This is a genomic window from Agromyces protaetiae, assembly GCF_004135405.1.
Taxonomy (GTDB): Bacteria; Actinomycetota; Actinomycetes; order Actinomycetales; family Microbacteriaceae; genus Agromyces; species Agromyces protaetiae.
Genome location: NZ_CP035491.1, coordinates 2,036,985 through 2,061,172 on the forward strand (window position 1 = coordinate 2,036,985; position 24,188 = coordinate 2,061,172).

The following is a 24,188-nucleotide window of genomic DNA, read 5'->3' on the forward strand; positions in this document are numbered from 1 at the left end:
CGCTCACTCCGTCCAGCGAGCGCGGAACCGGTCGAACGACCGCTTGCACGCGTGCGCGATCTCGTCGACGCGCTCCGCGTCGGGTTCGATCCAGCCGGTGCCGGGCCGCCGCAGCACCTCGACGTTCGCCGCACCGAGCAGGAACTCGCGCAGGAACTCGGCCTGCAGCGCGTTCAACACGAGCCCCGCGGCATCCGCCTCGCTCGCGAGCTCGCGGAAGCGCGCCGACTCGCGCACGATCTCGTAGCTCCCGAGATACGGCTGGTTGAGGGCGACGGCGGCCGGATGCTCCACGCCGAATCCCGCACGGACGTCGTCGGCGAGCAGGCGCAGCACGTCGGCGCGCATCGTGATCGGGTCGTCGACGCTCGCGGCGCCGCGCGACTCGCCGTCGGCGTCGCCGCGGTTCGACAGCGCGACGACGTCGGGCAGACGGTCGGCCGGATCTCGGAGCACGTCGATGGCGCCCTCGCGCGTCGTGGTGCGGTTCATCGTGTCGTGGAAGGCGAGGAAGGTCACGGCGCGCTCGCGCGGAGCATCCGTCGGCCCCGAGGCATCCGCTCGGTCCAAACGCGACCGCACCAGGCGCTCGAGCAGGTCGTCGCGCGTGCGCTCGTACACGTCGACGCCCTGCGCGCCGACGCGCTCGAACGCCGCGACGAGCCGGTCGACGCCCGCTTCGTCATCGGGCACGCGCAGCAGCGGGGAGAACGAGAACGTCACGGGCCGGATCGCATCGACCCCCGAGAGGTCGACGCGGTTCCACGCCCCCGCCTCGCGCACGCGTGCGAGCGCCTCCCGGAGCGTCGCCGCGAGATCGGCCGGCCGCTCGCGATTCGGGTCGCGCACCATGCGCGGGTGCGGGTTCTCGACGACGACGATGCGGTCGTCGATCTCGGCCCACCGGCGCACGATCGGGCTCGTCGAGCAGTCCGTGTAGTCGAACTGCAGGCGCCGCGTGAACTCGGGCGCGATGAACTCGGCGAGCTCTTCGGGAATCGCCGACCCCGCGTGCGGGGCCGACACGATCACGTCGGCGCGGGCGAGCGCCTCGTCGAGCGAACGCGTGCCGCGACCCGCGAAATGCACGATGTCCGACGGCTCGAAGACCGTCCCCGACGGGAGGAAGAGCGGCGCCGCGGCATCCATGCTGCCGACCCTAGTCGGCCCCAGAGCGAGGGTCGAGAGGCGCTCTTTGTGGAAATGATTGCTCGACAACGCGCCGGCATCACCTAAACTTGTGCGCACCCTCCCCCTGAACAGGGGGATCCCTGTTCAGAGTTCGGGATCGGCGGCGCGACCTGGCCCTCGGTTCGGCTTGGAGTGTTCCGTGGGTCGTCATAGCATCGCCGCTGCGCCGGCGAAGAAGTCCAAGCGCGCCCTCGTGCTCTCGATCGTCGCGGCGGCCGCAGTCGTCGGCGTCATCGGTTCGGGCGTCTACCTGTGGGTCGGCGGGCACTTGAACCCGCTCTTCGCGTCCGCCGACGAACCGTCGTGCGAGAACGGCGTGCGCGAACTCTCGGTCGTCGCCGACGCGACGGCGGCGAAGTACGTCACCGAGGTCGCCGCCGCGTTCGACAAGGCCGAGAAGGGATGCGTCGAGACCGAGGTCCGTTCGCAGGAGTCCGCCGACTCCGCGGCGATGGTCGCCGGCGGCGGGCTCGAAGCCGACGTCTGGATCCCCGACTCGAGCGTGTGGGTGCAGCGCGCCGGCGCGACCGCGTCGTCGCTCGGCCGTCCGGCGCCCGAGCTCGACGCGCGCGGATCGGTCGCGAGCTCGCCCGTCGTGTTCGCAGCCCCCGCGTCGAAGGCCCCAGAAATCGCGGCCGAGCCCGTCACCTGGGCGCGCGTCATCGGCGGCACCCTTCCCGCGATCCTCCCCGACCCCGAGGCGCAGGCCGCGAGCCTCGCCGGGCTCTACGCGCTCAAGGGGCACAGTTCGGCCGAAGACCCCCGCCAGTTCGCGGGCGCCATGATCGCCCTCGGCAAGGCCATCCCCGCCTCGCCGAGCGCCGCCTTCGGCGCCCTCCCGTCGACGCCCACCGCGACCGTCGTCATCACGAGCGAAGCGCAGCTGGCCGCCTACAACCTCGACGAAGAGGTCGACCCGCTCGTCGCCGCCTATCCGACCGACGGCACCGTCGCCCTCGACTACCCGTTCATCGTCCTGAAAGACCGCGAGGCCGAAGCCGACAAGGCCGCGGCCGCCGCGGCACTCGCCGCCGAGAACGCCGACGCCGACACCGAAGCCGAGTTCGTCGAGAAGGGCAAGCCCCTCCTCGAGCGGTTCCAGCAGGCGCTCGTCGACGCGCAGAAGGTGCGCGCCGCGTTCGGGTTCCGCGAACCCGACGGCACCGGCGAACTCGACATCGCCGGCATCACGAAGGACGCGCCCGTCGCGCCCTCCGCGATCGACTCGCTCGCCCAACTCGACATCCTCCGGTCGTGGGCGGTGCTCACGCTCCGCTCGCGCATGCTCGCCGTCATCGACGTGTCGGGCTCGATGGAGGAGCCCGCCGCCAACGGCCTGCGCCGCATCGACATCTTCCAGCAGGCCGCCGTCGGCGCCATGTCGAAGTTCTCGGGCGAGGTCGAGCTCGGCGTGTGGGTGTTCTCGACCGCACGCAACGGCGACCTCGACTACGAAGACCTCTCGCCCATCGCGCCGCTCGCCGACCTCGCCCACACGCAGGAGATCCAGCAGATCATCGGTTCGCTGCCCGCGAGGCTCGGCGGTGCGACGGGCCTCTACGACACGACGCTCGCCGCCGTGCAGCGCGTGCAAGAGACGTACGACCCCGACAAGGTCAACTCCGTGCTGCTCTTCACCGACGGCAAGAACGAAGACGAGAACGGCATCTCGCTCGACCAGCTCATCGCCGAGCTGCAGCAGATGCACGACCCCAAGCGACCGGTTCCCGTCATCATGATCGGGTTCGGTCCCGACACCGACGTCGCGGCGATGCAGCAGATCGCCCAGGTCACCGGCGGTGCCGCCTACAGTGCGGCGCAGCCCGAAGACCTGAGCAAGGTGCTCGTCGACGCGCTCTCCCAGCGCAGCTGCCGTCCGAACTGCGGCGGCTGAGCGCGGCGCGTACGGACGAGACACGGCAGGGGCCGGGCGGATGATCCGCCCGGCCCCTGGTCGTCGATGGAACGCGAAGCTCAGTGCCCGCCGTGGTGCGCGTCGGCGCCCTCGACCATGTCGGCGGGCCGACGCACGAAGAACGCGCCGACGATCGCCACGATCGAGATGATCGCGCCGACGAGGAACGCCGTGCGGATGCCCGACGCCTCGGCCGCGAACGCCGTCGCGCCGGCCGACTGCGCGGCGAGTTGCTGCGCGGTCAGCACGGTGATGAAGAGCGCCGTGCCGGCCGCGCCCGCGACCTGCTGCACGGTGCCGACGATCGCCGAGCCGTACGAGTAGAACTTCGGCTGCACCGATCCGAGCGCCGACGTGAAGAGCGGCGTGAACATGAACGCGAGGCCGATCGACAGCACGACGTGCATCGCGAGCACGAACCATTCGGATGTCTCGGGGCCCACGGTCGTGAGCGCCCACAGCACGCCGCTCACGACGATGCTGCCGGGCACGAGGAGCGGACGCGGGCCGTAGCGGTCGAACAGCCGGCCGACGGTCGGACCGAGGAGGCCCATCGCGAGGCCGCCGGGCAGGAGCAGGATGCCCGTCGCGAGCGGCTCGAGCTTCAGCACGTTCTGCAGGTATACGGGCAACACGATGATGGTGCCGAACAGCGCCGCCATCATGACGACCATGAGCGCGACCGACACGGCGAAGTTGCCCGACTTGAAGGTGCGGAGGTCGAGGAGGGCGGCGTCGCGGCGCTGGAGCACGAGCTGGCGTGCGACGAAGGCCGCGATGCCGGCGGCGCCCACGGCGAGCGTCGCCCAGAGGAGTCCCGCCGGCGTCGCACCGCTCGCCTCGCCGCCCGCGAGGCTCAACCCGTAGACGAGTCCGCCGAAGCCGATCGCCGAAAGCACGATCGAGAACACGTCGATGGGCAGCCGCTCGGTGTCGCCGACGCTCGTGACGCGGCGCGCGCCGATGAGGAGCATGACGACGGCGATCGGCAGCACGAGCCAGAACATGAAGCGCCAGTTGAGGAAGCTCAGGATGAGGCCCGAGATCGCGGGGCCGATCGCTGGGGCCACCGACATGACGATCGACACGCGACCCATGAAGCGGCCGCGGTCGCGCGGCGGAACGACGGTCATGATCGTCGTCATGAGGAGGGGCATCATGATCGCGGTGCCCGTCGCCTGCACGATGCGGCCCGCGAGGAGCAGCTCGAATCCGGGGGCGACGGCCGCGAGGAGCGTGCCCGCCGAGAAGAGGCTCATGGCCGCGATGAACACCGGCCGGGTCGGGAACCGTTTGATGAGGAAGCCCGTGATCGGGATGACGACGGCCATCGTCAGCAGGAAGCCCGTCGTGAGCCACTGGGCGGCGCTCAGGCTCACCTGGAGGTCGACGACGAGGTGCGGGATCGCGACGCCCATGATCGTCTCGTTGAGGAAGACGACGAAGGTCGCGCCGAGCAGCAGCCAGATGACGCGCGTGTCGGCGGGCGGTGCGGCAGACGTGCTGCCGGTCGCGGGTGCCGCGTGCGTCGCGGGTGCGTTCGCAGCGGCCTCGGCGGCGGAGTCGCCGATCGCCGGGTCGCTCCGGGTGTCGAGGTCGTCGAGAGCGCGTTCGGTCACAAGCATCCAATCGAGGCCGTCGCGCAGCGCGGACGACCGGTCTCGTGGTGTGGGGTCTGGAGTGCCGATGAAGTCGGTATCGAGCGACAACCGCGGACGGTCGTCGCGCATTCCCGGAAACGGCGAATCATCGCAACGCATTCGAACGCGTTGCGAGCGAGAGGGGAACGAGCGGCCGGCCTACGGAGCCGGCGCGGGCCCGTCGGTCGGCGTGGCCTCGGGCAGGAAGCCCTTCAGCAGCTCTTCTTCGGGGGCGAGCTCGACCTCGAGGTCGCGGTCGGCCTCGTCGGCGTTCGTGCGCTCTTCAGGGGTGGAGTCGGTCATGCGCCCACGATACCGCGCACCGCCGACACGGCGCGGATGACGGCGGATGCCGCGGTGTCGATCTCTGCGGCCGTGGTTTCGCGGCCGAGGGTGAACCGCACGGCGGTCTGCGCGAGCTCGGGGGAGTACCCCATCGCCGTGAGCACGTGCGAGGGCTCATCGCGGCCCGCGGCGCACGCCGATCCGCTCGACGAGAGCACGCCGTCGCGTTCGAGTTCGAGGAGCACGGCTTCGCCGGCGGCTCTCGGGAACACGAACGACGCCGTGCCCGGCAGTCGAGATTCGGGGTCGCCGGTCAGCAGCGCCCCCTCGATCGACCCGAGTACGCGCGCCACGAGCGAGGCCGACAGGGCGCCGACGCGGGCCGAGGCATCCGCCCGCTCCTGCTCGGCGAGGCCGAGCGCCGTCGCGAACGCGACCGCGCCGGCGACGTTCTCGGTGCCCGAGCGCTTGCCGCGCTCCTGCCCGCCGCCGTGCAGCACGGGTTCGAGGGGGAGGCGACCGCGCACGACGAGCGCGCCCGTGCCCTTGGGCGCGCCGACCTTGTGGCCCGCGAGCGAGAGCGCGTCGACGCCGAGCGCGTCGAGCGAGAGCGGCAGCCATCCGGCCGCTTGCACGGCGTCGGTGTGCACGAGCGCTCCGTGTGCGCGCGCCATCTCGGCGAGGGTCGCGATCGGCTGCACCGTGCCGACCTCGTTGTTCGCGAGCTGGACCGACACGAGCGTCGTGTCGGGCCGGATGACCCGCGCAAGCGCCTCGGGCCGTACGACGCCGCCCGCGTCGACCTCGACGTGCGACACCTCGAAGCCGTGGAGGCGCCGAAGGGCGTCGGCGGACTCGAGCACGGCCTCGTGCTCGACGGTCGACACGACGACGTGCCGTCCGCGAGGATTCGCGAGCCCGAGGCCCTTGACGGCGAGGTTGTCGGCCTCGGTGCCGCCGCTCGTGAACACGACGTCGCCGGGGCGTGCTCCGACCGCGCGGGCGACCTCCTCGCGCGCCCACGCGAGCGCCCGCGCGGCCTCGTCGCCGAGCCCGTGGCGGCTCGACGGGTTGCCGAACGCGCCCGTGAGGTACGGCCACATCGCCTCGAGCGCCTCGCGGCGCACGGGGCTCGTCGCCGCGTGGTCGAGGAAGATCACGCGGAGTCGCCGCCCGCGTTCGCGTTCGCGAGGGCGGGTGCAGTCTCGATGACCGCGTCGAGCCCGAGGTCGAGCGACCGCACCGAGTGCGTGAGCGCCCCGACCGAGACGACGTCGACGCCCGTCGCGGCGATCGCGGCGACGGTGTCGAGGTTGACGCCGCCCGACGCCTCGACGATCGCGCGGCCGCCGATGCGGGCGACGCCCGCGCGCAGGTCGTCGAGCGTGAAGTTGTCGAGCATGATCGTGTCGGCGCCGCCCGCGAGCACGGCATCGAGCTGGTCGAGCCGGTCGATCTCGACCTCGAGGTGGGCGGTGTGCGGCATCCGGTCGCGCGCCGCGCGGAGCGCCGTCGCGAGGTCGCGTCCGCCGGCGGTGAGCACCGCGAGGTGATTGTCCTTGGCCATGATCGCGTCGGACAGCGAGCGGCGATGGTTGCGGCCGCCGCCGTCGCGCACGGCCTGCCGTTCGAGGCTGCGGAGGCCCGGCGTGGTCTTGCGGGTGTCGACGATGCGCGCACGCGTGCCCGCGATCGCGGCGACGTACTGCGCCGTGAGCGTCGCGATGCCGCTCATGCGCTGGACGAGGTTGAGGCCCACGCGTTCGGCGGTCAGCATGCCGCGAGCCGGGCCCCCGACACGCGCGAGGTGCTCGCCGCGCTCGAAGCGCTCGCCGTCGGCCTTGAGGGCCGTCACGCGGATGCGGTCGTCGACGATCCGGAACGCCGCCGCGAACACCTCGATGCCGCTCAAGACGCCGGGCTCGCGCGCGACGAGGTCGGCGGTGGCCGTGGCATCCGCCGGAATGAGCGTCTCGCTCGTGAGGTCGCCCCAAGGGGCGTCTTCATCGAGCGCGGCGGTCACGATGCGGTCGATCTCGCGTCGGTCGGTCATCACGCGGCCTCCAGTTCGGCGTCGGCCGGGACATCCGACCGGTAGTGGGCGCCGACGCTCTCGCGACGCGCGAGCGCCGCGGCGACCGTGAGGCGCGCGAGGTCGAGCAGATTGCGGTCTTCCGTCGTGCGGCGGTCGACCGGTTCGGGCGCGACCCACGCGTCGAGCACGGCGGATGCCTCGCGCAGGCCGTGTTCGTCGCGCTCGAGCCCGACGTGCTGCCACATGAGGGACTGCAGGGCGGCGCGGTCGACGAGCGACGAGGCATCCGGGGTCGTCGAGTCGTGGGACACCGCGGTCGCCGGGGGCGCAGACGGGGCCGGCGAGTCGACGGGCGCGAGCGCTGCGATCGCTCGTGCCGCGCGGTCGGCGAACACCGCGGCCTCGAGCAGCGAGTTCGAGGCGAGCCGGTTGGCGCCGTGCACGCCCGTGCGGGCGCACTCGCCGACGGCGAAGAGGCCCGGCAGGCTCGTGCGGCCGTCGAGGTCGGTCACGATGCCGCCCATCGCGTAGTGGGCGGCGGGCGTGATCGGCACGGGTGCGACCGACCAGTCGTACCCGGCGTCGCGCACCTGCCGGTCGAGGCCTGGGAACCGCGCGGCGAGGAACTCGCCGCCGAGCGCCGTCGCGTCGAGGAAGACGGGCTCGCCGCCCTGCTCCTCCATGCGGTGCCACACGCCACGGGCGACGACGTCGCGCGGAGCGAGCTCGCCCCGTGGGTCGATCGCGAGCATGAAGCGCTCGCCCGAGGCATCCCGCAGCACCGCGCCCTCGCCGCGCACGGCCTCGGAGATGAGCGGTGTGCCGGGCGCCGCGAGCGCCGTCGGGTGGAACTGCACGAACTCGAGGTCGGCGATCTCGGCGCCCGCGCGCCACGCCGCGGCGACGCCGTCGCCCGTCGCGACGGCCGGGTTCGTCGTGAACTTGTAGAGGCAGCCGGCGCCGCCCGTCGCGAGCACGACGACGTCGGCCCGGTGCTCGCCGAGCAGGCCGTCGGGGCCGAGCACGAGCGCGCCGACGACGCGGCCGGCTTCGACGACGAGGTCGGTGAGGATGGCCCGCTCGGTGATCGCGACCGCACGGCGGCGAACCGTCTCGACGAGCGCCGTCTCGATCGCAGCGCCCGTCGCGTCGCCGCCCGCGTGCAGGATGCGGGCGCGCGAGTGCGCCGCCTCGAGCCCGCGCGAGACGCCCGATTCGTCGTGGTCGAACTCGACGCCGAACCGGATGAGGTCGCGCACGCGCGCGGGACCCTCGTCGACGAGCACGCGCACCGCCGTGGGGTCGCAGAGGCCCGCACCCGCGGCGATCGTGTCGTCGAAGTGGCGCTCTGCGGAGTCGTCGGGGAAGATCGCCGCCGCGATGCCGCCCTGCGCGTAGTGCGTCGAGCCGTTCGCGAGGTCGGCCTTCGTGACGAGCTCGACCCGGCAACCTGCATCGGCGGCCTTGACGGCCGTCCACAGGCCGGCGATGCCGCCGCCGATGACGAGGACGCGGGTCATGCGCGGGGCTCCGGCGTCGCGGTCGCCGGGGAGGTGGATGTCGCGGCCGGCGCCGCGCTCCCGCCGAAGCGCTCGGGCGCCGACCCCTGCGGCTTCGCCGCGAGCATGCGCTCGAGCGCGAGCCGCGCGGGCGCGGCGACCTCGTCGGCCACCTGGATGCGGTTGACCACGCGGCCCTCGACGAGCTCTTCGAGCACCCATGCCAGGTAGCCCGGGTGGATGCGGTACATCGTCGAGCACGGGCACACGACGGGGTCGAGGCAGAAGATCTCGTGCTGCGGGTTCTCGGCCGCGAGGCGCTGGACGAGGTTGATCTCGGTGCCGATCGCGAAGGTCGTGCCCGCGGGCGCGGCGGCGATGGCCTTCACGATGAAATCGGTCGACCCCGCGGCATCCGCCGCATCGACGACGGGCATCGGGCACTCGGGGTGCACGATGACCTGCACGCCGGGGTGCTCGGCACGCGCGCGCTCGATCTGCTCGACCGTGAACCGCTTGTGCACCGAGCAGAAGCCGTGCCAGAGGATGACTCGGGCGTCTTCGAGCTGTTCGGCCGAGGACCCGCCGAGCGGGCGGCGCGGGTTCCACATCGGCATCTGCTCGAGCGGCACGCCCATGGCCTTCGCGGTGTTGCGGCCGAGGTGCTGGTCGGGGAAGAACAGCACGCGCTGCCCGCGCTCAAACGCCTGCTCGAGCACCGTGCGCGCGTTCGACGACGTGCACACGATGCCGCCGTGGCGGCCCACGAAGCCCTTGAGGGCGGCTGAGGAGTTCATGTAGGTCACGGGGATGACGGGCACGCGGCCGTCGGCGCCGGGCGTGTCGAGGTCGCCGTAGACCGTCGCGAGCTGCTCCCAGCACTCCTCGACGCTCGACTCGTCGGCCATGTCGGCCATCGAGCAGCCGGCCGCGAGGTTCGGCAGGATCACGGCCTGCTCGGGGCGGCTCAGAAGGTCGGCCGTCTCGGCCATGAAGTGGACGCCGCAGAACACGATCGCCTCGGCGTCGGGCTTCGTGAGCGCCGCGTTCGCGAGCTGGAACGAGTCGCCCACGAAGTCGGCGTGCTGCACGACCTCGTCGCGCTGGTAGAAGTGGCCGAGGATGACGACCCGGTCGCCGAGCGTCGCCTTCGCCGCGCGGATGCGGGCGTGCAGCTCGTCGTTCGTGGCCGTGCGGTATGCCTCGGGCAGCGCGCCCTGGCGCGGAGCGCCGGTCGGGATGACGTCGCCCTGCGAGGCGCCCGGGCCGTAGGCGACGGGGCCGCGGTCGAACTCCCACGGGCCGTCGGCGAGTTCGGGCGCGCACGTCGAGCCGGTCGCCTTGCCGGTCGAGATGAGTCGGATGCTTCGGTCGACGGATGCCGCGAGGCGGATGTCGCGGACCGGCGGAGTGACGATCGTCATGGTGCGTTTCCTGTCTGGAAGGGGATCGACGTGAGGAGAGGTCAGCGGGAGCCGGCGAACGGCATGCGCGGCGGCGCCGCGCGGGGATCGAACCGGTAGAGGGCGGGCGGGCGGTGCGGCGTGCCGCTCTTGCGCTCGCCGGTGTCGACGAGGGCGCCCGAAGTCTCCATGGTGCGGCGGAAGTTGGCGGGGTCGAGGCGTTTGCGCAGCACGACCTCGTAGACGGCGCGAAGTTCGGCCATCGTGAAGGTCTCGCCGAGGAAGGCGTGCGCGAGGCCCGAGTACTCGAGCCTCGTGCGGAGCCGTGAGAGGGCGTACCCGATGATCGCGAGGTGGTCGAACGCGAGCGGCGGGAGCTCGTCTTCGTCGAACCACTGCACGTTCTCGTCGGCGACGGCTTGCTCGACCTCGTCGGAATGCACGAGCGCCCAGTACACGACCGACACGACGCGCTCGCCGGGGGAGCGGTCGACCGCGCCGAACGTGTAGAGCTGCTCGAGGTGCGCGGGTGCGAGGCCCGTCGTCTCTTCGAGGGTGCGTGCGGCGGCGGCCTCGAGGGCTTCGTCGACGGGGAGCCAACCGCCGGGCAGAGCCCAACGGCCGAGGCCGGGTTCACGCAGGCGGCGCACGAGCGGCAGCCGCAGGCTCGGGCGCTCGGCGCCTTCGTCGGGGCTCAGGGCGAAGATGACGGTCGAGACGGCGAGGCGTGCGTGAGGCATCCGGAACCTTCCCTTCCGACCCTTAGAGTCACGATGACTTGAAGTGCTGGATGCAGCTTACAGTCAATCTGACACGAACGCGAAATCGGAGTCTCCACAGCGCCCGCCGCCGCGAGCCCGCGCCGGATAGGATGAACCCTCTCGACCCCGAGCGAAGACGGCGAGCGCCCCGATGACGACCACCCCGACCCCGCCCCAGATCGCCGCGCGCGCCCGGCGATGGAGCCGCCCGCGCGTGGCCGAACGGCTCGGCAGGTTCGGCAGGCTCGGTCGCGAAGGGTGGCGCGGCTGGGTCGGCCCCGCCGCCGTCGCGGCCGTCGTCGCCGCGGCATACATCGTCTACGCCGCGTGGCAGTGGTCGCAGTACACGGTGAAGTCGTGGGACCTCGGCATCTTCGCCGAGCTCGTGAAGGCCTACTCGCGGCTGCAGCCGCCGATCGTCGACATCAAGGGCGACGGCTACAACCTCCTCGGCGATCACTTCCACCCGCTGCTCGCGATCCTCGCTCCCGTCTACGCCGTCGCACCGCATCCGTTCACCCTGCTCGTCGTGCAGGCGCTGTGCTTCGCGATCGCCGCGGCGGTCATCGCCCGCACTGCCATCCGCCGGCTCGGCACTCCCACGGGCGTGCTCCTCGGGCTCGCCTTCGGCCTCGCTTGGGGGCTGCAGTACGCCGCCGACGCGCAGTTCCACGAGATCGCGCTCGCCGTTCCGCTGCTCGCCTGGTCGCTCTGCGCGATGCTCGAACGCCGCGACCTCGCCGCCGCGCTGTGGGCGGCGCCGCTCGTCTTCGTCAAAGAAGACCTCGGGCTCACCGTCCTCGCCATCGGACTCGTGCTCGCCTACCGTTCGCGGAAGCCCCTCGGGCTGTGGCTCGCCGCGTGGGGCGCCGCCTGGTTCGCCATCGCCGTCTTCGTCGTGCTGCCGGCGCTCAACCCAGACGGGGCCTGGGCCTACGCCGGCAACGCCGACCCGGGCGGGGTGTTCTCCGATCCCGCTGCGCTGTTCCACCCGCAGAAGGGCGTGACGCTCACCCTGCTCCTCGTGATCACGGGCGGGCTCCTCGTCATCTCCCCGATCTCGGTCGTCCTCTTGCCGACCCTCGCCTGGCGGTTCCTCTCGACCAACGAGGGCTACTGGGGGCCGACCTGGCACTACAGCGCCGTCCTCATCCCGATCGCCTTCCTCGCGCTGCTCGACGGCATCGACCGCGCCGCCGCGAGCCGGTGGGGTGGCTGCGCGGCTACGGTCGGCATGCCGCGACGGTCGCGGTGACTGCGGCGGCCGTGCTTCTCCCGACCTTGCCGCTCTGGGCGATGCTCGCCCCCGGCGCCTGGACCCCGCCCGCTCGCGCCGCGAACGCCGGGATCGTCCTCGGCCTGATCCCCGCGAACGCGACGGTCGAGACCGATATCGGCCTCATGTCGTATGCGGTCGCCGACCACGACGTGTTCTGGCTCGGCAACCCGAACCCCGCACCCGACTGCCTCCTGATCGACCGAGTCGCCGGCACCCCGCAAGACTGGGGCGACGTGCTCGAAGTCGCAGAGCGACTCCACCCCGAGACGACCTGGGACGTCATCGCCCAGCTCGACGGGATCGAGCTCGCCTGCCGAAGCGGGGTCGTGCCGGCGAGCTGAGCCCGCGCGGCTATGCGCCCGCGCGGCTACCCGCCCGCGCGGCTCCCCGCCCGCGCGGCTACCCGCCCGCGCCGGCCGCGGCCCTCGACCGGTTCGCGATCGCCGCGCACGGGTCGAAGCCCATCACCTCGCCGAGCTTCGCGAGCCCCGGGTATCCCGCGGTCGCGTCGGGCGGCGCCTCGCCGTCGTCGGCGGTCTCGACCGGCGGTTCGGCGGCGTCGACCGAGGCATCCCGCCGCACCGATTCGCCCATGGCCGTGCAGCCCGCCGCGGTCGCGATCGCCGAGTCGAACCGCGACTGGCTGAGCTGCGAGAGCGCCCAGCCGAGCGGCGGCACGACGGCGGGCGTCGACGCCGGCGCGATCTCGACCATGCCGTCGTCGAGGATCCCCGGCAGGCCGGAGTCGTCGGTGCCGAAGAAGCGGGCCAGGGCGGCCCGGCAGCCGACCGCGTCCGCCGGTTCGCTCGGGCACGCGCTCGGCAGGCTCAGCACGATGCGCTGGAGCCACGAGTCCTCGGCGGTCAGGTTCGTCCGCGCGGCGCTGCCCGTGATCGGCACGAGCGCTTCCGACTCGGCGCGCGCGACGTCCTTGGCGAGGTCGTACCCCTGGGTGTTCCGGAGGTAGAGGAGCACCGGCACGAGCCATCCCTCACCCTCCGCTCGCTGCTCGTTCTGCTTCGCGAGGAGCGCCATGAGCTCGGGCGCCGTGTCGGCGAGCGCCGCGAGCGAGGTCGGCTCGACGTAGCCGCCGTCGACGAACTGGGCGTCCTCCGGGGTGTTGCACGGCGCATTCGCGGGCATTCCGCCGGTCGGGGTGATGACCGCGAACCGGGCCGAGAGCATCGCGGCCGTCGACCAGTCGAGCGTCGTCAGGCACTCGGACAGATCGACGGGCGGGTCGGCGTCCCGCGCCTCCTCGTCGAGCGGCAGTTCGCGGAACCCCAGCATCGACGGAAGACCGCCGGCCGAGTCGCACGCGGCCTTCGGGCCGCGGTCGGTGACCGGAACCTGGTCGACGAGGAGGCGGCACTTCGTGACGACGTCGGCCGAGTTCATCATGAGCATGCCCGTGCGCCGGTCGATCGTGCTCGAGAAGGAGGTCGCGAGGGCGGGCGCGTCGCGCTCCCACAGCGCCTCGACGATCGCTGCGCGGTCGCGCCAGCGGAGGCCGAGGTCGTCGCCGTCGGGGTCGGGAGTCACCGACGGCACGCGGATGCCCGTCGCGCCCGCGTAGAGGTCGCCGACCGCGAGCCCGACGAGCGCCGACGACACGACGTCCGGGCCCGAAGCAGCCCGCGCGGAGGCGATGATCTCGGCCGACGCCTTCGCCTCGGCCGCCCGACTCTCCGCTTCGCTCGGGTGGCGAGGGAGTTCCGCGGCGATCGCCGTGTCGACCGAGCTCGCGATCGCGAGGCCCACCGAGCCGCCGCTGATCCCGCTCGCGACGTACCCCGAGCGCGCGCCGCAGTCCTCGAGCGCAGCGAGCGCCGACGCCGTCCAGTACGCCGCCCGGATGCCGCCGCCTTCGGCGGCGATGAGGAACACGGGGCGCACCGGGTCGTGGCCCTTCACGGCCACGTTGCATGCGACGTCCGCTTGCACCTCGTCGAGGTATGAGGAGAGAGCGTTCGGGTCGTCGGCGCTCTCGCCCCGCGAGGCGGAGACTTGCACGGCGTGCACGGTCTCGTCGCCGAAGTACGCCGAGACGACGAGGTTGAGCGCGAACGGTATCAGGATCGCGAGGGTGAGCACCGGGGGCGCCTTGAGCTTCAGCCACCCGAACGGCAGCACGAGGGCGCGCGGCTGGACGAGGAGCGTGAACGAGCCGAGGATGCTCACCCACGCGCTGATCGAGGCGAGGGCGACGGCGACGGCGCCGAGGAACGCGCCGACCGGGACGGGGAAGAGCATGAACACCGCGAGCACGACCACGCCGACGATGATCGAGGGCACCTCGACCCGGCTCACGGGCGTCACGTACCGGTCGTCGGGGTCGAGGTCGAGTCGCGGGGGCTCCTGGTGCAGGCGCGAGTCCGGGTCGAGCCCGAGGCTGCGGAACGTGGCCGGTCCGAGTCGCGGGAGCAGGAACCTCGGCGCCAGGACGGCGACCGCCCCGCCCGCGACGACGGCGACCGCGGCGACGATCGACGGCCACAGCGAGGCGCCGGCGGGCGTCTGGTCGGCGAGCAGCGCGGGCACGACGTAGGAACGCACGATCCCGATGCCGCCCGCGACGAGCACGAAGACGGCGAGGGCGTCGCCGACCATCCACGAGAAGCGGGCGCGATGCGGATCGGCCGGTTCGGGGTCGGTGTCGACGGCCTTCCTCCAGCCGATGCCCGCGAACACGGGGATCGCGCCGAGCACGATGAGCAGCGGGATCGCCGTCGGCAGATGCACGGGGAACGGAAGCCCGATCGTCAGGCTCGCGAGGCTCACGCCCACGCCGACGGCGACGAGCACGGCCGGCGCGATGACCCAGGGCCACGCGGCGTCCCATCCGTCGTCGGCCGGCATCCGGATGAGACGCATCACACGGGTCTCGACGAGGAGCCGCGTGCGCCGTCGGCCGAGGGCGAACGTGCCCGCCGCGGTGCCGATGAGCGCGCCGACCGCGAAGACGGCGTGCCGGAAGCCGGTGAAGCCGTCGGCCCACTGGCGCTGCACGTCGGGCAGCTGATCGAGGAGGTCGGCGGCGGGAATGCACGCGAGGACGGCGATGACGAGGATCGCAAGGGTCGCGAGGCGGTGGACCCATACCGCCTGGAGGATCCGCCGGAGGCCGCCGAAGATCGCGTCCCGGTACGCCTTGATCCGCAGGAACGCGACGATGAGCACGACGAGTGAGAGCACCTTGCCGGTCGACGCGAAGGCGAGCGGCCACGAGATCGCATCGGCGAGCGTGGGGAGTCCGCTCGCGATCGCGATGCCCGCGATCGCCTGGAGCGAGTTCTCGATGAGTTCGAACACGGCGTAGCTTGCGATCGCGTACGCCGGAACCAGCCTGAGCTCTTCGCCCGCGAGGTGCAGGAGGCGCAGGAAGAGCTGGACGAGCGCGAAGGCGAGCACGAGGTCGACGACGGCCGACAGCGTGATCCAGTAGCCGAGCCGGTCGTGCAGGGGAGCGCTCGCCCAGGCGGCCCAGCTGTCGACGTGCGTGATCGCGAGCGGGGAGATCGCGACGTTGAGCGAGTGGCTGCGCCCGTCGGCGGGCACGCTCGCGATCAGCCGGTCGATCTCGCCGAGGACGACGCCGACGAGCGCGGCGACGGCGATCCACGAGAGCACGGCGCCGATCGAACGCCAGGTGCGGGGCTCGATGCGCACGCCCTCCCGGGACTTCCGCACCGTGTACCGGGCCACGCGCTGTTCGGCGGCCGTCCGCTGTGCGGCCTTGAGCGCTCGGATGCGCGCCGTCTCGGCCGCCTGCGAGGGCACGCCCGATCGCACTGCGGAACCGGACTGTCCCGTCATGCGCGCTCCTCGGGCGGCGGCCGCGGACGGCGGCCTCGATGGCGAGAGCGTATCGCCGGGGCATCCGCCCTATGCACCCCCGGACGGGGGACATCTGGCGCAGCGTGCGCGGTCGGCTAGGATCGGAGCACAACCTCACATCGGGCCTTCAACGCATCGCGGGAGAGCCGGGTAGCACCTCTGGTCATGCCGGCACCGAAGGAGCAAGCCTCCCCGCCAATCTCTCAGGTCACACATACCGCGATGAACAGGCCGCTCTGAAAAGCGGATCGGGCATTCCCGCCACATCCCGCCGACGGTGAAAGCGCGCGCGAGCGCGTGAAGCTCTCAGGCCCATGACAGAGGGGGAGTTCCCAGCCGGCATCCGCCGACCGCCCAAGCGACTCTGGAGAACTCCGTGACCGAACGACGCAGCCCGCTCGAAGCCGTCCACCGTCAAGCCGGTGCGAGCTTCACCGACTTCGCGGGTTGGCAGATGCCCGTGCGCTACTCGAGCGACCTTGCCGAGCACCACGCGGTGCGCACCTCGTCGGGTCTCTTCGACCTCTCGCACATGGCCGAGATCGTCTTCGTCGGCCCCGAGGCGGCTGCCGCCCTCGATTACGCCCTCGCGGGCAAGCTCAGCGCCATCGAGATCGGGCAGGCGAAGTACTCGCTCCTCCTCGACGAACAGGGCGGCATCATCGACGACCTCGTCGTGTACCGCACCGGTGAAGACCGCTACATGGTCGTCGCGAACGCCGGCAACCGCGAGCCCGCCGCGAAGGCCCTCATCGAGCGTGCGCAGGGCTTCGACGTGTTCGTCTCCGACGAGAGCGACGACATCGCGCTCATCGCGATCCAGGGCCCCGACGCGCTCTCGGTGCTGCTCGAGACCCCCGGCTTCGGCGTCGAAGGCCCCGGCAACGACGACGAGGACTTCGACCGCTCGGCGACCGAGCTGAAGTACTACCGCGCGTTCCCCGCGACGTTCGAGACGAAGCCCGTGCTCGTCGCCCGCACGGGCTACACGGGCGAAGACGGCTTCGAGCTCTACGTCGCGCCCGACCTCGCGCCGACGCTCTGGCAGGCCCTCGTCGAGACGGGCGGCTCGCGCGTGACGCTGTGCGGCCTCGCGAGCCGCGACACGCTGCGCCTCGAGGCGGGCATGCCGCTCTACGGCCACGAGCTCGGCCTCGACACCTTCCCGGTGCAGGCGGGTCTCGGCCGCGTCGTCGCGCTCGCGAAAGAGGGTGACTTCGTCGGTCGCGCGGCGATCGAGCGCGGGCCCGAGGCGGATGCCCCGGTGCTCGTCGGTCTCGCGTCCGAGGGCCGTCGCGCTCCGCGCGCCGACTACGAGATCTACGACGGCCCGGGCGACGACGCCGGACGCGTGGGCGTCGTGACGTCGGGCGCGCTGTCGCCGACGCTCGGCCACCCCATCGCGATGGCGTACGTGTCGCCCGCCGTGCAGGCGGTCGGCACGCCCCTCTACGTCGACGTGCGCGGCACGCGCATCGAGGCATCCGTCGTCGCGCTGCCCTTCTACAAGCGCGCGTAAGCGCTCCCGCCGAGCCTCTCAACAACATTGGAGAACACCATGACCGACCGGAACGAACTCTTCTACACGCCCGAGCACGAGTGGGTGCGCGTCGACGGCGACACCGTCGTCGTCGGCATCACCGACTACGCGGCCGACAAGCTCGGCGACGTCGTCTACGTCGACCTGCCCAAGGTGGGCGCCGCCGTCACGGCCGGCACCGTCGTCGGCGAGATCGAGTCGACGAAGTCGGTGGGCGAGCTCTTCGCGCCCGTCGACGGCGAGGTCGTCGAGGCCAACCAGGCCGTCGTCGACGCGCCCGAGCTCGTCAACAGCGACCCGTTCGGCGAGGGCTGGCTCGTCAAGGTCAAGGTCGGCGAGCTGCCGAAGCTCCTGACGGCTGCCGAGTACCGCGCCCTCGTCGGCGAGTGACGAACAACCGCAAGGGACCCCGCAGCACGATGACCTCCTCCGTCTTCGCCCAAGACGCTTTCGGGCGCCGCCACATCGGAACGACCGAAGCCGACCGCGAGCGCATGCTCGAAGCGATCGGCGCGGACTCGCTCGACGTCCTCATGTCGGGCGCCGTGCCCGAGTCGATCCGCATGGGGGAGGTGCTGAACTCCGCGATCCCCGCCGCCGCGACCGAGCGCGAGGCGATCGCCGAGCTCGCGGCCCTCGCGTCGCAGAACACGGCGCGCACGTCGATGATCGGCCTCGGCTATTACGGCACGATCACGCCCGCCGTCATCCAGCGGAACGTGCTCGAGAACCCGAGCTGGTACACGGCGTACACGCCGTACCAGCCCGAGATCAGCCAGGGCCGGCTCGAGGCGCTCATCAACTTCCAGACGATGGTCGAAGACCTCACGGGCCTCGATGTCGCGAACGCGTCGATGCTCGACGAGGGCACCGCGGTCGTCGAGGCCATGCTCCTCGCGCGGCGCGCGACGAAGTCGGCGTCGAACCGGTTCGTCGTCGACGCCGACGCGCTGCCCCAGACGCTCGCGCTCCTGCGCTCGCGGAGCGAGGCGGTCGGCATCGAACTCGTCGAGGTCGCGCTCGCGGAGCGCTTCGCCGACGGCGGGGCGGATGTCTCGGAGCTCGGCGAGCACTTCGGCGTCTTCGTGCAATACCCCGGCGCATCCGGTCGGGTCTGGAACCCCGCCGCGCTCATCGCGGCCTCGAAGGCGCAGGGCGCCCTCGCCGTCGTCGCGGCCGACCTCCTCGCCCTCTCGCTCATCACGAGCCCGGGCGAGCTCGGCGCCGACGTCGCCGTCGGCACGTCGCAGCGCTTCGGCGTGCCGATGGGCTTCGGCGGCCCGCACGCCGGCTACATGGCCGTGAAGAAGGGCCTCGAGCGTCAGATGCCGGGTCGCCTCGTCGGCGTCTCGGTGGATGCCTCGGGCGCGCCCGCGTACCGATTGAGCCTCCAGGCGCGCGAGCAGCACATCCGCCGCGAGAAGGCGACCTCGAACATCTGCACCGCGCAGGTGCTCCTCGCCGTGATGGCGTCGATGTACGCCGTGTACCACGGGCCCCGGGGCATCCGTCACATCGCGACGCAGGTCGCCGCGAAGGCGAAGCTGCTTGCGGGCTGGCTCGAAGACCTCGGCCAGACCGTCGTGCACGACTCGTACTTCGACACGCTGGGCGTCGTCGTGCCCGGCATGGCCGTGCACGTCGTCGAGCGCGCGAGCGCCCTCGGCATCCACGTGTGGGCGGCCGACGAGGCGACCGTGCTCGTCTCGATCGACGAGACCACGACCCTCGACGAGCTGCACGCCGTCGCGCGCGCCTTCGGCGGACCCGAAGAGCGCGAGCTCGGCGTCGGCGCCCCGCTCGTCGACAACGCGCTGCCGGCCGACCTGCGCCGCACGTCGTCCTACCTCGAGCACCCCGTCTTCAACACGCACCACTCCGAGACGCAGATGATGCGCTACCTGAAGACGCTCGCCGACCGCGACTATGCGCTCGACCGCGGCATGATCCCGCTCGGGTCGTGCACGATGAAGCTCAACGCCGCGACCGAGATGCAGGCCGTCACGTGGCCCGCGTTCGCGAACCTGCACCCGTTCGCGCCCGAGGCCGACGTCGTCGGCTCGCTCGCGCTCATCGAGCAGCTCGAGTCGTGGCTCGCGGAGGTCACGGGGTACGACACCGTGTCGCTCCAGCCCAATGCCGGCAGCCAGGGCGAACTCGCGGGCCTTCTCGCGATCCGCGGCTACCACCTCGCGAACGGCGAGCCCGAGCGCACGGTGTGCCTCATCCCGTCGAGCGCGCACGGCACGAACGCGGCGTCCGCCGTGCTCGCGGGCATGCGCGTCGTCGTCGTCGCGACCGACGAGCTCGGCAACGTCGACCTCGAAGACCTGCGGGCGAAGATCGCCGAGCACGAGGCATCCCTCGCCGCCCTCATGATCACCTACCCGTCGACGCACGGTGTCTACGAGCACGACGTGCGCGACATCTGCCAGGCTGTGCACGACGCCGGCGGGCAGGTGTACGTCGACGGCGCGAACCTCAACGCGCTCCTCGGGTTCGCGCGCTTCGGCGACTTCGGCGGGGACGTCTCGCACCTGAACCTGCACAAGACGTTCTGCATCCCGCATGGCGGCGGCGGCCCGGGCGTCGGCCCGGTGGCGGCGAAGGCGCACCTCGCGCCCTACCTGCCCGGTCACCCGCTCGCGCAGCGCGCCGACCACGCGGGCGGCTACGTGCACGGCGGCGGACCGGTCTCGGCGGCGCCGTACGGCTCGCCGTCGATCCTGCCGATCTCGTGGGCGTACGTCCGCATGATGGGTGCCGAGGGCCTGCAGGAGGCGACGGCGTCGGCCGTGCTCGCGGCCAACTACGTCGCCGCGCGCCTGCGCGAGCACTACCCCGTGCTCTACACGGGCGAGCAGGGCTACGTCGCGCACGAGTGCATCCTCGACCTGCGCCCGCTCACCGCTGCGACCGGGGTCTCGGTCGACGACGTCGCCAAGCGACTCATCGACTACGGCTTCCACGCGCCGACGATGTCGTTCCCCGTCGCGGGCACGCTCATGGTCGAGCCGACCGAGTCGGAGGACCTCCGCGAGCTCGACCGGTTCGTCGACGCCATGATCGCGATCAAGGCCGAGGCCGACGCGGTCGGGCGTGGCGAGTGGCCCGCCGACGACAACCCGCTGCACAATGCCCCGCACACGGCCGAGTCGGTCGTCGTCGGGGAGTGGTCGCACCCGTACACGCGCGAGCAGGCGGTCTACCCCGTCCGCGGGCTCGTGCGCAACAAGTACTGGGCGCCCGTCAGGCGCATCGACCAGGCGTACGGGGACCGCAACCTCGTGTGCGCATGCCCGCCCGTGGAGGCGTTCGCGTAGGCGCCCGTCACACCGGGCGCGGGGCGAGGTGTCGCCCGCGCTCGGTGTAGGTGCGCGCCGGGCGTTCGGTGCGCACGCCGAGGATGATTCGGGCGGCGCGTGCGATCGCCCGGCGGCGTGTCGCGCGCGCCTCGACGTCGGCGTCGAACGCGCCGGCCTCGAGGCGCTCTGTGCGGTTCGCGGCGAGTTGCCCGGCGGCGAAGGCGTGCGCGATGGACATGGCGTCTCCTCGATCGGAAAGTCGGTCGGGCGGCCGGTTCGGCCGCGATTCGAGACGAGGATGCCTCGGTGCGCGCGCCGCGGCATCGGTGCGGGTCCGCACGCTCCCTCCGGGCGTACACTGAGCTTCACTCAGTTCAACGGCGGGAAGCCGGGGGTGGTCGACATGGATGTGCTCGCAGTACTCGCGATGATCGCCTTCGCGGGGGCGTTCGTCGGTTCCTCGGTGCTCGCAGGCGACGGCTTCGCGCTCGGACGCCGGGCCGCCGACCTCGAGCGCCGTGACCCCGGCCGTGCAGAGGCCCTTCGGCGCGCCGGCCTCATCTCCGACCTCCGCGGCTCCGGACTCGGCGACGAGGCCTTCGGCCCCGTGTGCTCGCCGAGCCGGCGATCGGCACTCGACGTGGCGCGGGTGCGTTCGGGCGACGACGATCCGCGCCACGAGACGCCCGCCGAGGCGGCGCCCGACCTGCCGGTCACGGTCGTCGCGCTCGCGAGCGGCTCGCACGTCGCGATGCCGCCTGCCCCGTGGCATCCGACGAAGCGACGTCGTCGCGTGCGCGCGAAGCGCCCTGCGACATCCGAGCGCACGCGCTGACGCGCGCTCGGGACTCGCCCGACACGCGGACTCAGGTCGTCGTCGGGGCGAACAGCCCCGGCCACCACGCGACCGCGAGCGGATACCCCACGAACGACACGATGTCGAGCACCCAGTGCGCGACGACGAGCGGCATCGTGCGGCCCCACTTCGTATACGCCCAACCGAATACGAGGCCCATCGCGACGTTGCCGGCGAACGGCCCGAAGCCCTGGTACAGGTGGTAGGTGCCGCGCAGGAGCGCGGATGAGACGATCGTCGCCCACTTGCCGACGCCGAGCTCTTCGAAGCGCGTGAACAGGTAGCCGACGACGATCACCTCCTCGGTGAGCGCGGCCCGGAGGGCCGACAGCACGAGGATCGGGATGGTCCACCAGTGCGCGTCGAGCGGCGACGCGACGACGGCGACCGTGAGGCCGAGCGCGCGGCCGGCGGCGTAGAGCGCGAGCCCCGGGATGCCGATGACGGCGACGAGCGCGAAGCCGGATGCCACGTCGCGGGCCGGTCTCGTGAAGTCGAGGCCGATCCGGCGGAACGGGCTCTTCCCGGGCTGCCACAGCAGGTAGAGCACGAGCGCGACGGCCGCGAGGCCGAACACGACGTCGAGGAACTGGTACGTGAAGTCGAGCCACTCTCGAGGCGACTGCGACTGGTTGATCGAGGCCTGCTGATCTGCGAGCGGGGTCTCGGCGGTCACCCTCGCGACGATCGACACGATCGAATACACGGCCGACGCGCCGAGCGAGAGCGCGAGGACGATCGCAATCTCGATCTGTGTGCGACGCCGTGTTTCCATGCAGGAATTCTCACATGGCTCCGAGTGACGCAAGAATCTTGCGAGATCCTGGGAAATCTGTGTGCTGACCGTGACTCAGGTTTCGCATCGGTAACAGTTTCCGGATCGGTTTGGATTCCTTCGAATCGGTTCATAGTCTCGATCCATCCGCGTGCGCCACGGCCAGAAGCAGTGTCGCGGGCACATCTCACAGGAGGAACATTGAAGATCAAGAGAATCGGCGTCGCAGCCATCGCTCTTGCGGCAGCCGGCGCGCTCGCGCTCACCGGTTGCACCGCCGGCGGCGGCGACACCGGCGGCGGCACATCGTCGGCGATCGTCACCACGAACGGCTCGGAGCCCCAGAACCCGCTGATCCCCACCAACACCAACGAGGTCGGCGGCGGCAAGATCCTCGACGCGATCTTCGCGGGTCTCGTCTACTACGACGCCGACGGCGCCCCCCACAACGACGTCGCCGAGTCGATCGAGACCGACGACGCGCAGAACTACACGATCAAGATCCGCGAGGGCCTGAAGTTCACCAACGGCGAGCCCGTCACGGCCTCCTCGTTCGTCGACGCGTGGAACTACGGCGCGAACACGGCCAACGGCCCGCAGCTCTCGCAGTACTTCTTCGAGTCGATCAAGGGCTTCAGCTACGAAGACGAGGTCGCTGAGCTTCCGGGTCTCGTCGTCGTCGACGACACGACCTTCACGGTCGAGCTCAACCAGCCCGAGTCGGACTTCCCGCTGCGTCTCGGCTACTCGGCGTTCTACCCGCTCCCCGCTTCGGCGTTCGACGACCTCGACGCGTTCGGCGAGAACCCCGTCGGCAACGGCCCGTACAAGCTGGCCGGCGAGGGTGCGTGGAAGCACAACGAGAAGATCGACCTCGTCCCGAACGGCGACTACGACGGCCCCCGCACGCCGAAGAACGATGGTCTCTCGATCATCTTCTACGCGACGCAGGACGCGGCGTACGCCGACCTCCAGGGCGGCAACCTCGATGTGCTCGACGCCATCCCGACGTCGGCGATCGCCACCTACCAGGACGAGTTCGGCGACCGCTCGGTCAACCAGCCCGCGGCGATCTTCCAGTCGTTCACCATTCCCGGTCGTCTCCCGCACTTCTCGGGTGAAGAGGGCGCGCTCCGTCGTGCCGCCATCTCGAAGGCGATCGACCGTGACGAAGTGACCGAGATCATCTTCGCCGGCACGCGTACCCCCGCCAGCGACTTCACGTCGCCCGTCATCGACGGCTTCTCCGACAGCATCCCCGGCAGCGAGGTCCTCGACTTCGACGCCGCGGGCGCCAAGGAGCTGTGGGCTCAGGCCGACGCCATCTCGCCGTGGGACGGCACCTTCCAGATCGCGTACAACGCAGACGGCGGCCACGCCGACTGGGTCGACGCGGTCACGAACCAGCTGAAGAACAACCTCGGCATCGAGGCGTCGGGCGCTCCGTACCCGACCTTCGCCGAGGCCCGCACCGAGATCACGAACCGCACCATCCAGACCGCGTTCCGCAGCGGTTGGCAGGCCGACTACCCGGCGCTGTTCAACTTCCTCGGCCCGCTGTACGGCACGGGTGCCGGCTCGAACGACGGCGACTACTCGAACCCCGAGTTCGACGCGCTCCTCAAGGAGGGCCTCGCGCAGACCGACCTCGACGCCGCGAACGAGAAGTTCCAGGCCGCCCAGGAGATCCTCTTCAAGGACCTCCCGGTCATCCCGCTCTGGTACTCGAACGTCAACGGCGCATGGAGCCAGGACGTCGAGAACGTGCAGTTCGGCTGGAACTCGGTGCCGCTCTACTACGAGGTCACCAAGGGCGAGTAATACTCGCGACCAGCACGTCTCGGGTTAGACTCTGAGACGCTGTGGG

Annotated in this window: 19 protein-coding genes and 2 riboswitches; of the genes, 8 read left to right on the plus strand and 11 right to left on the minus strand. The window is 71.6% G+C overall.

Annotated features, from left to right (window positions below; all coding sequences use genetic code 11):
* Window positions 1-3: 3 nt before the first annotated feature.
* The gene (locus tag ET445_RS09550) at window positions 4-1,149 is read right to left on the minus strand and encodes an N-formylglutamate amidohydrolase (protein WP_129190916.1); all 1,146 of its coding nucleotides are present in this window, start codon (window positions 1,147-1,149) and stop codon (window positions 4-6) included.
* A gap of 181 nt (window positions 1,150-1,330) precedes the next feature.
* Between ET445_RS09550 and ET445_RS09555 the strand changes: the two genes are divergently transcribed.
* Window positions 1,331-3,085, plus strand: coding sequence for a VWA domain-containing protein (locus tag ET445_RS09555; RefSeq protein WP_129190918.1), 1,755 nt, complete (start codon window positions 1,331-1,333; stop codon window positions 3,083-3,085).
* A gap of 80 nt (window positions 3,086-3,165) precedes the next feature.
* Here the strand turns inward: ET445_RS09555 and ET445_RS09560 are convergent, their stop codons facing one another.
* The 7 genes from ET445_RS09560 to ET445_RS09585 form a co-directional block, all read right to left on the minus strand.
* Window positions 3,166-4,731: an MDR family MFS transporter gene (locus ET445_RS09560; RefSeq protein ID WP_129192497.1), complete on the minus strand. Its 1,566-nt coding sequence runs from the start codon at window positions 4,729-4,731 to the stop codon at window positions 3,166-3,168.
* A 174-nt stretch (window positions 4,732-4,905) separates the two neighbouring features.
* A complete protein-coding gene (locus tag ET445_RS17230) occupies window positions 4,906-5,049 on the minus strand; it encodes a hypothetical protein (protein ID WP_165314358.1) in 144 nt (47 codons plus the stop codon).
* Window positions 5,046-6,191, minus strand: coding sequence for a cysteine desulfurase family protein (locus ET445_RS09565; protein WP_129190920.1), 1,146 nt, complete (start codon window positions 6,189-6,191; stop codon window positions 5,046-5,048). The genes ET445_RS17230 and ET445_RS09565 overlap by 4 nt, the downstream gene beginning before the upstream one ends.
* Entirely contained in the window at window positions 6,188-7,084 is an 897-nt protein-coding gene (gene nadC / locus ET445_RS09570) for a carboxylating nicotinate-nucleotide diphosphorylase (protein ID WP_129190922.1), read from the minus strand. Before nadC ends, ET445_RS09565 begins: the two co-directional genes overlap by 4 nt.
* A complete protein-coding gene (gene nadB, locus ET445_RS09575; protein ID WP_129190924.1) occupies window positions 7,084-8,586 on the minus strand; it encodes an L-aspartate oxidase in 1,503 nt (500 codons plus the stop codon). Before nadB ends, nadC begins: the two co-directional genes overlap by 1 nt.
* Window positions 8,583-9,989: a quinolinate synthase NadA gene (gene nadA / locus ET445_RS09580; protein WP_129190926.1), complete on the minus strand. Its 1,407-nt coding sequence runs from the start codon at window positions 9,987-9,989 to the stop codon at window positions 8,583-8,585. The genes nadB and nadA overlap by 4 nt, the downstream gene beginning before the upstream one ends.
* 41 nt (window positions 9,990-10,030) lie before the next feature.
* Window positions 10,031-10,708, minus strand: a complete 678-nt coding sequence (locus ET445_RS09585; RefSeq protein ID WP_129190928.1) for an NUDIX hydrolase — start codon at window positions 10,706-10,708, stop codon at window positions 10,031-10,033.
* Between the two features lie 172 nt (window positions 10,709-10,880).
* Here ET445_RS09585 and ET445_RS09590 point away from each other — a divergent pair, with 172 nt between their 5' ends.
* Both ET445_RS09590 and ET445_RS09595 read left to right on the plus strand, forming a co-directional pair.
* Complete coding sequence (locus ET445_RS09590) at window positions 10,881-11,984, plus strand: DUF2079 domain-containing protein (RefSeq protein ID WP_129190930.1); 1,104 nt, start codon at window positions 10,881-10,883, stop codon at window positions 11,982-11,984.
* A gap of 11 nt (window positions 11,985-11,995) precedes the next feature.
* Window positions 11,996-12,349, plus strand: a complete 354-nt coding sequence (locus tag ET445_RS09595; RefSeq protein WP_129190932.1) for a hypothetical protein — start codon at window positions 11,996-11,998, stop codon at window positions 12,347-12,349.
* A 58-nt stretch (window positions 12,350-12,407) separates the two neighbouring features.
* On the opposite strand, the gene ET445_RS09600 is transcribed toward ET445_RS09595, so the two are convergent.
* Window positions 12,408-15,824 (minus strand): hypothetical protein, encoded by a 3,417-nt coding sequence (locus tag ET445_RS09600; RefSeq protein WP_129190934.1) that lies wholly within the window; start codon window positions 15,822-15,824, stop codon window positions 12,408-12,410.
* A 149-nt stretch (window positions 15,825-15,973) separates the two neighbouring features.
* Window positions 15,974-16,075: riboswitch (glycine riboswitch) on the plus strand.
* Between the two features lies 1 nt (window position 16,076).
* Window positions 16,077-16,173: riboswitch (glycine riboswitch) on the plus strand.
* Window positions 16,174-16,221: 48 nt separating this feature from the next.
* On the opposite strand from ET445_RS09600, the gene gcvT reads away from it, so the two are divergent.
* From gcvT to gcvP, 3 genes are read left to right on the plus strand one after another with little or no spacing between them, the layout of a single operon-like run.
* Window positions 16,222-17,364 carry a glycine cleavage system aminomethyltransferase GcvT gene (gcvT, locus tag ET445_RS09605; RefSeq protein ID WP_243695148.1) on the plus strand — a complete coding sequence of 381 codons (1,143 nt, stop codon included), beginning with the start codon at window positions 16,222-16,224 and terminating at the stop codon, window positions 17,362-17,364.
* Between the two features lie 39 nt (window positions 17,365-17,403).
* Window positions 17,404-17,775, plus strand: coding sequence for a glycine cleavage system protein GcvH (gene gcvH / locus ET445_RS09610; protein ID WP_129190938.1), 372 nt, complete (start codon window positions 17,404-17,406; stop codon window positions 17,773-17,775).
* A gap of 29 nt (window positions 17,776-17,804) precedes the next feature.
* On the plus strand, window positions 17,805-20,708 hold the full coding sequence (gene gcvP / locus ET445_RS09615; protein ID WP_129190940.1) for an aminomethyl-transferring glycine dehydrogenase: 2,904 nt from the start codon (window positions 17,805-17,807) through the stop codon (window positions 20,706-20,708).
* Window positions 20,709-20,715: 7 nt separating this feature from the next.
* On the opposite strand, the gene ET445_RS09620 is transcribed toward gcvP, so the two are convergent.
* Entirely contained in the window at window positions 20,716-20,928 is a 213-nt protein-coding gene (locus ET445_RS09620; protein WP_129190942.1) for a hypothetical protein, read from the minus strand.
* Between the two features lie 165 nt (window positions 20,929-21,093).
* Here ET445_RS09620 and ET445_RS09625 point away from each other — a divergent pair, with 165 nt between their 5' ends.
* Window positions 21,094-21,525 (plus strand): hypothetical protein, encoded by a 432-nt coding sequence (locus ET445_RS09625; RefSeq protein WP_129190944.1) that lies wholly within the window; start codon window positions 21,094-21,096, stop codon window positions 21,523-21,525.
* Window positions 21,526-21,556: 31 nt separating this feature from the next.
* Here the strand turns inward: ET445_RS09625 and ET445_RS09630 are convergent, their stop codons facing one another.
* A complete protein-coding gene (locus ET445_RS09630) occupies window positions 21,557-22,321 on the minus strand; it encodes a CPBP family intramembrane glutamic endopeptidase (RefSeq protein ID WP_129190946.1) in 765 nt (254 codons plus the stop codon).
* Window positions 22,322-22,522: 201 nt separating this feature from the next.
* Between ET445_RS09630 and ET445_RS09635 the strand changes: the two genes are divergently transcribed.
* Window positions 22,523-24,142 (plus strand): peptide ABC transporter substrate-binding protein, encoded by a 1,620-nt coding sequence (locus ET445_RS09635; RefSeq protein ID WP_129190949.1) that lies wholly within the window; start codon window positions 22,523-22,525, stop codon window positions 24,140-24,142.
* The last annotated feature ends 46 nt before the right edge of the window (window positions 24,143-24,188 follow it).

Bases quoted from the DNA above. Each gene is read 5' to 3' on its own strand.
- ET445_RS09550 (WP_129190916.1), bottom strand. From the start codon at position 1,149: ATGGATGCCGCGGCGCCGCTCTTCCTCCCGTCGGGGACGGTCTTCGAG.
- ET445_RS09560 (WP_129192497.1), bottom strand. From the start codon at position 4,731: ATGCTTGTGACCGAACGCGCTCTCGACGACCTCGACACCCGGAGCGAC.
- ET445_RS17230 (WP_165314358.1), bottom strand. From the start codon at position 5,049: ATGACCGACTCCACCCCTGAAGAGCGCACGAACGCCGACGAGGCCGAC.
- nadC (WP_129190922.1), bottom strand. From the start codon at position 7,084: ATGACCGACCGACGCGAGATCGACCGCATCGTGACCGCCGCGCTCGAT.
- nadB (WP_129190924.1), bottom strand. From the start codon at position 8,586: ATGACCCGCGTCCTCGTCATCGGCGGCGGCATCGCCGGCCTGTGGACG.
- nadA (WP_129190926.1), bottom strand. From the start codon at position 9,989: ATGACGATCGTCACTCCGCCGGTCCGCGACATCCGCCTCGCGGCATCC.
- ET445_RS09585 (WP_129190928.1), bottom strand. From the start codon at position 10,708: ATGCCTCACGCACGCCTCGCCGTCTCGACCGTCATCTTCGCCCTGAGC.
- ET445_RS09590 (WP_129190930.1), top strand. From the start codon at position 10,881: ATGACGACCACCCCGACCCCGCCCCAGATCGCCGCGCGCGCCCGGCGA.
- ET445_RS09600 (WP_129190934.1), bottom strand. From the start codon at position 15,824: ATGACGGGACAGTCCGGTTCCGCAGTGCGATCGGGCGTGCCCTCGCAG.
- gcvH (WP_129190938.1), top strand. From the start codon at position 17,404: ATGACCGACCGGAACGAACTCTTCTACACGCCCGAGCACGAGTGGGTG.
- gcvP (WP_129190940.1), top strand. From the start codon at position 17,805: ATGACCTCCTCCGTCTTCGCCCAAGACGCTTTCGGGCGCCGCCACATC.
- ET445_RS09620 (WP_129190942.1), bottom strand. From the start codon at position 20,928: ATGTCCATCGCGCACGCCTTCGCCGCCGGGCAACTCGCCGCGAACCGC.
- ET445_RS09625 (WP_129190944.1), top strand. From the start codon at position 21,094: ATGGATGTGCTCGCAGTACTCGCGATGATCGCCTTCGCGGGGGCGTTC.
- ET445_RS09630 (WP_129190946.1), bottom strand. From the start codon at position 22,321: ATGGAAACACGGCGTCGCACACAGATCGAGATTGCGATCGTCCTCGCG.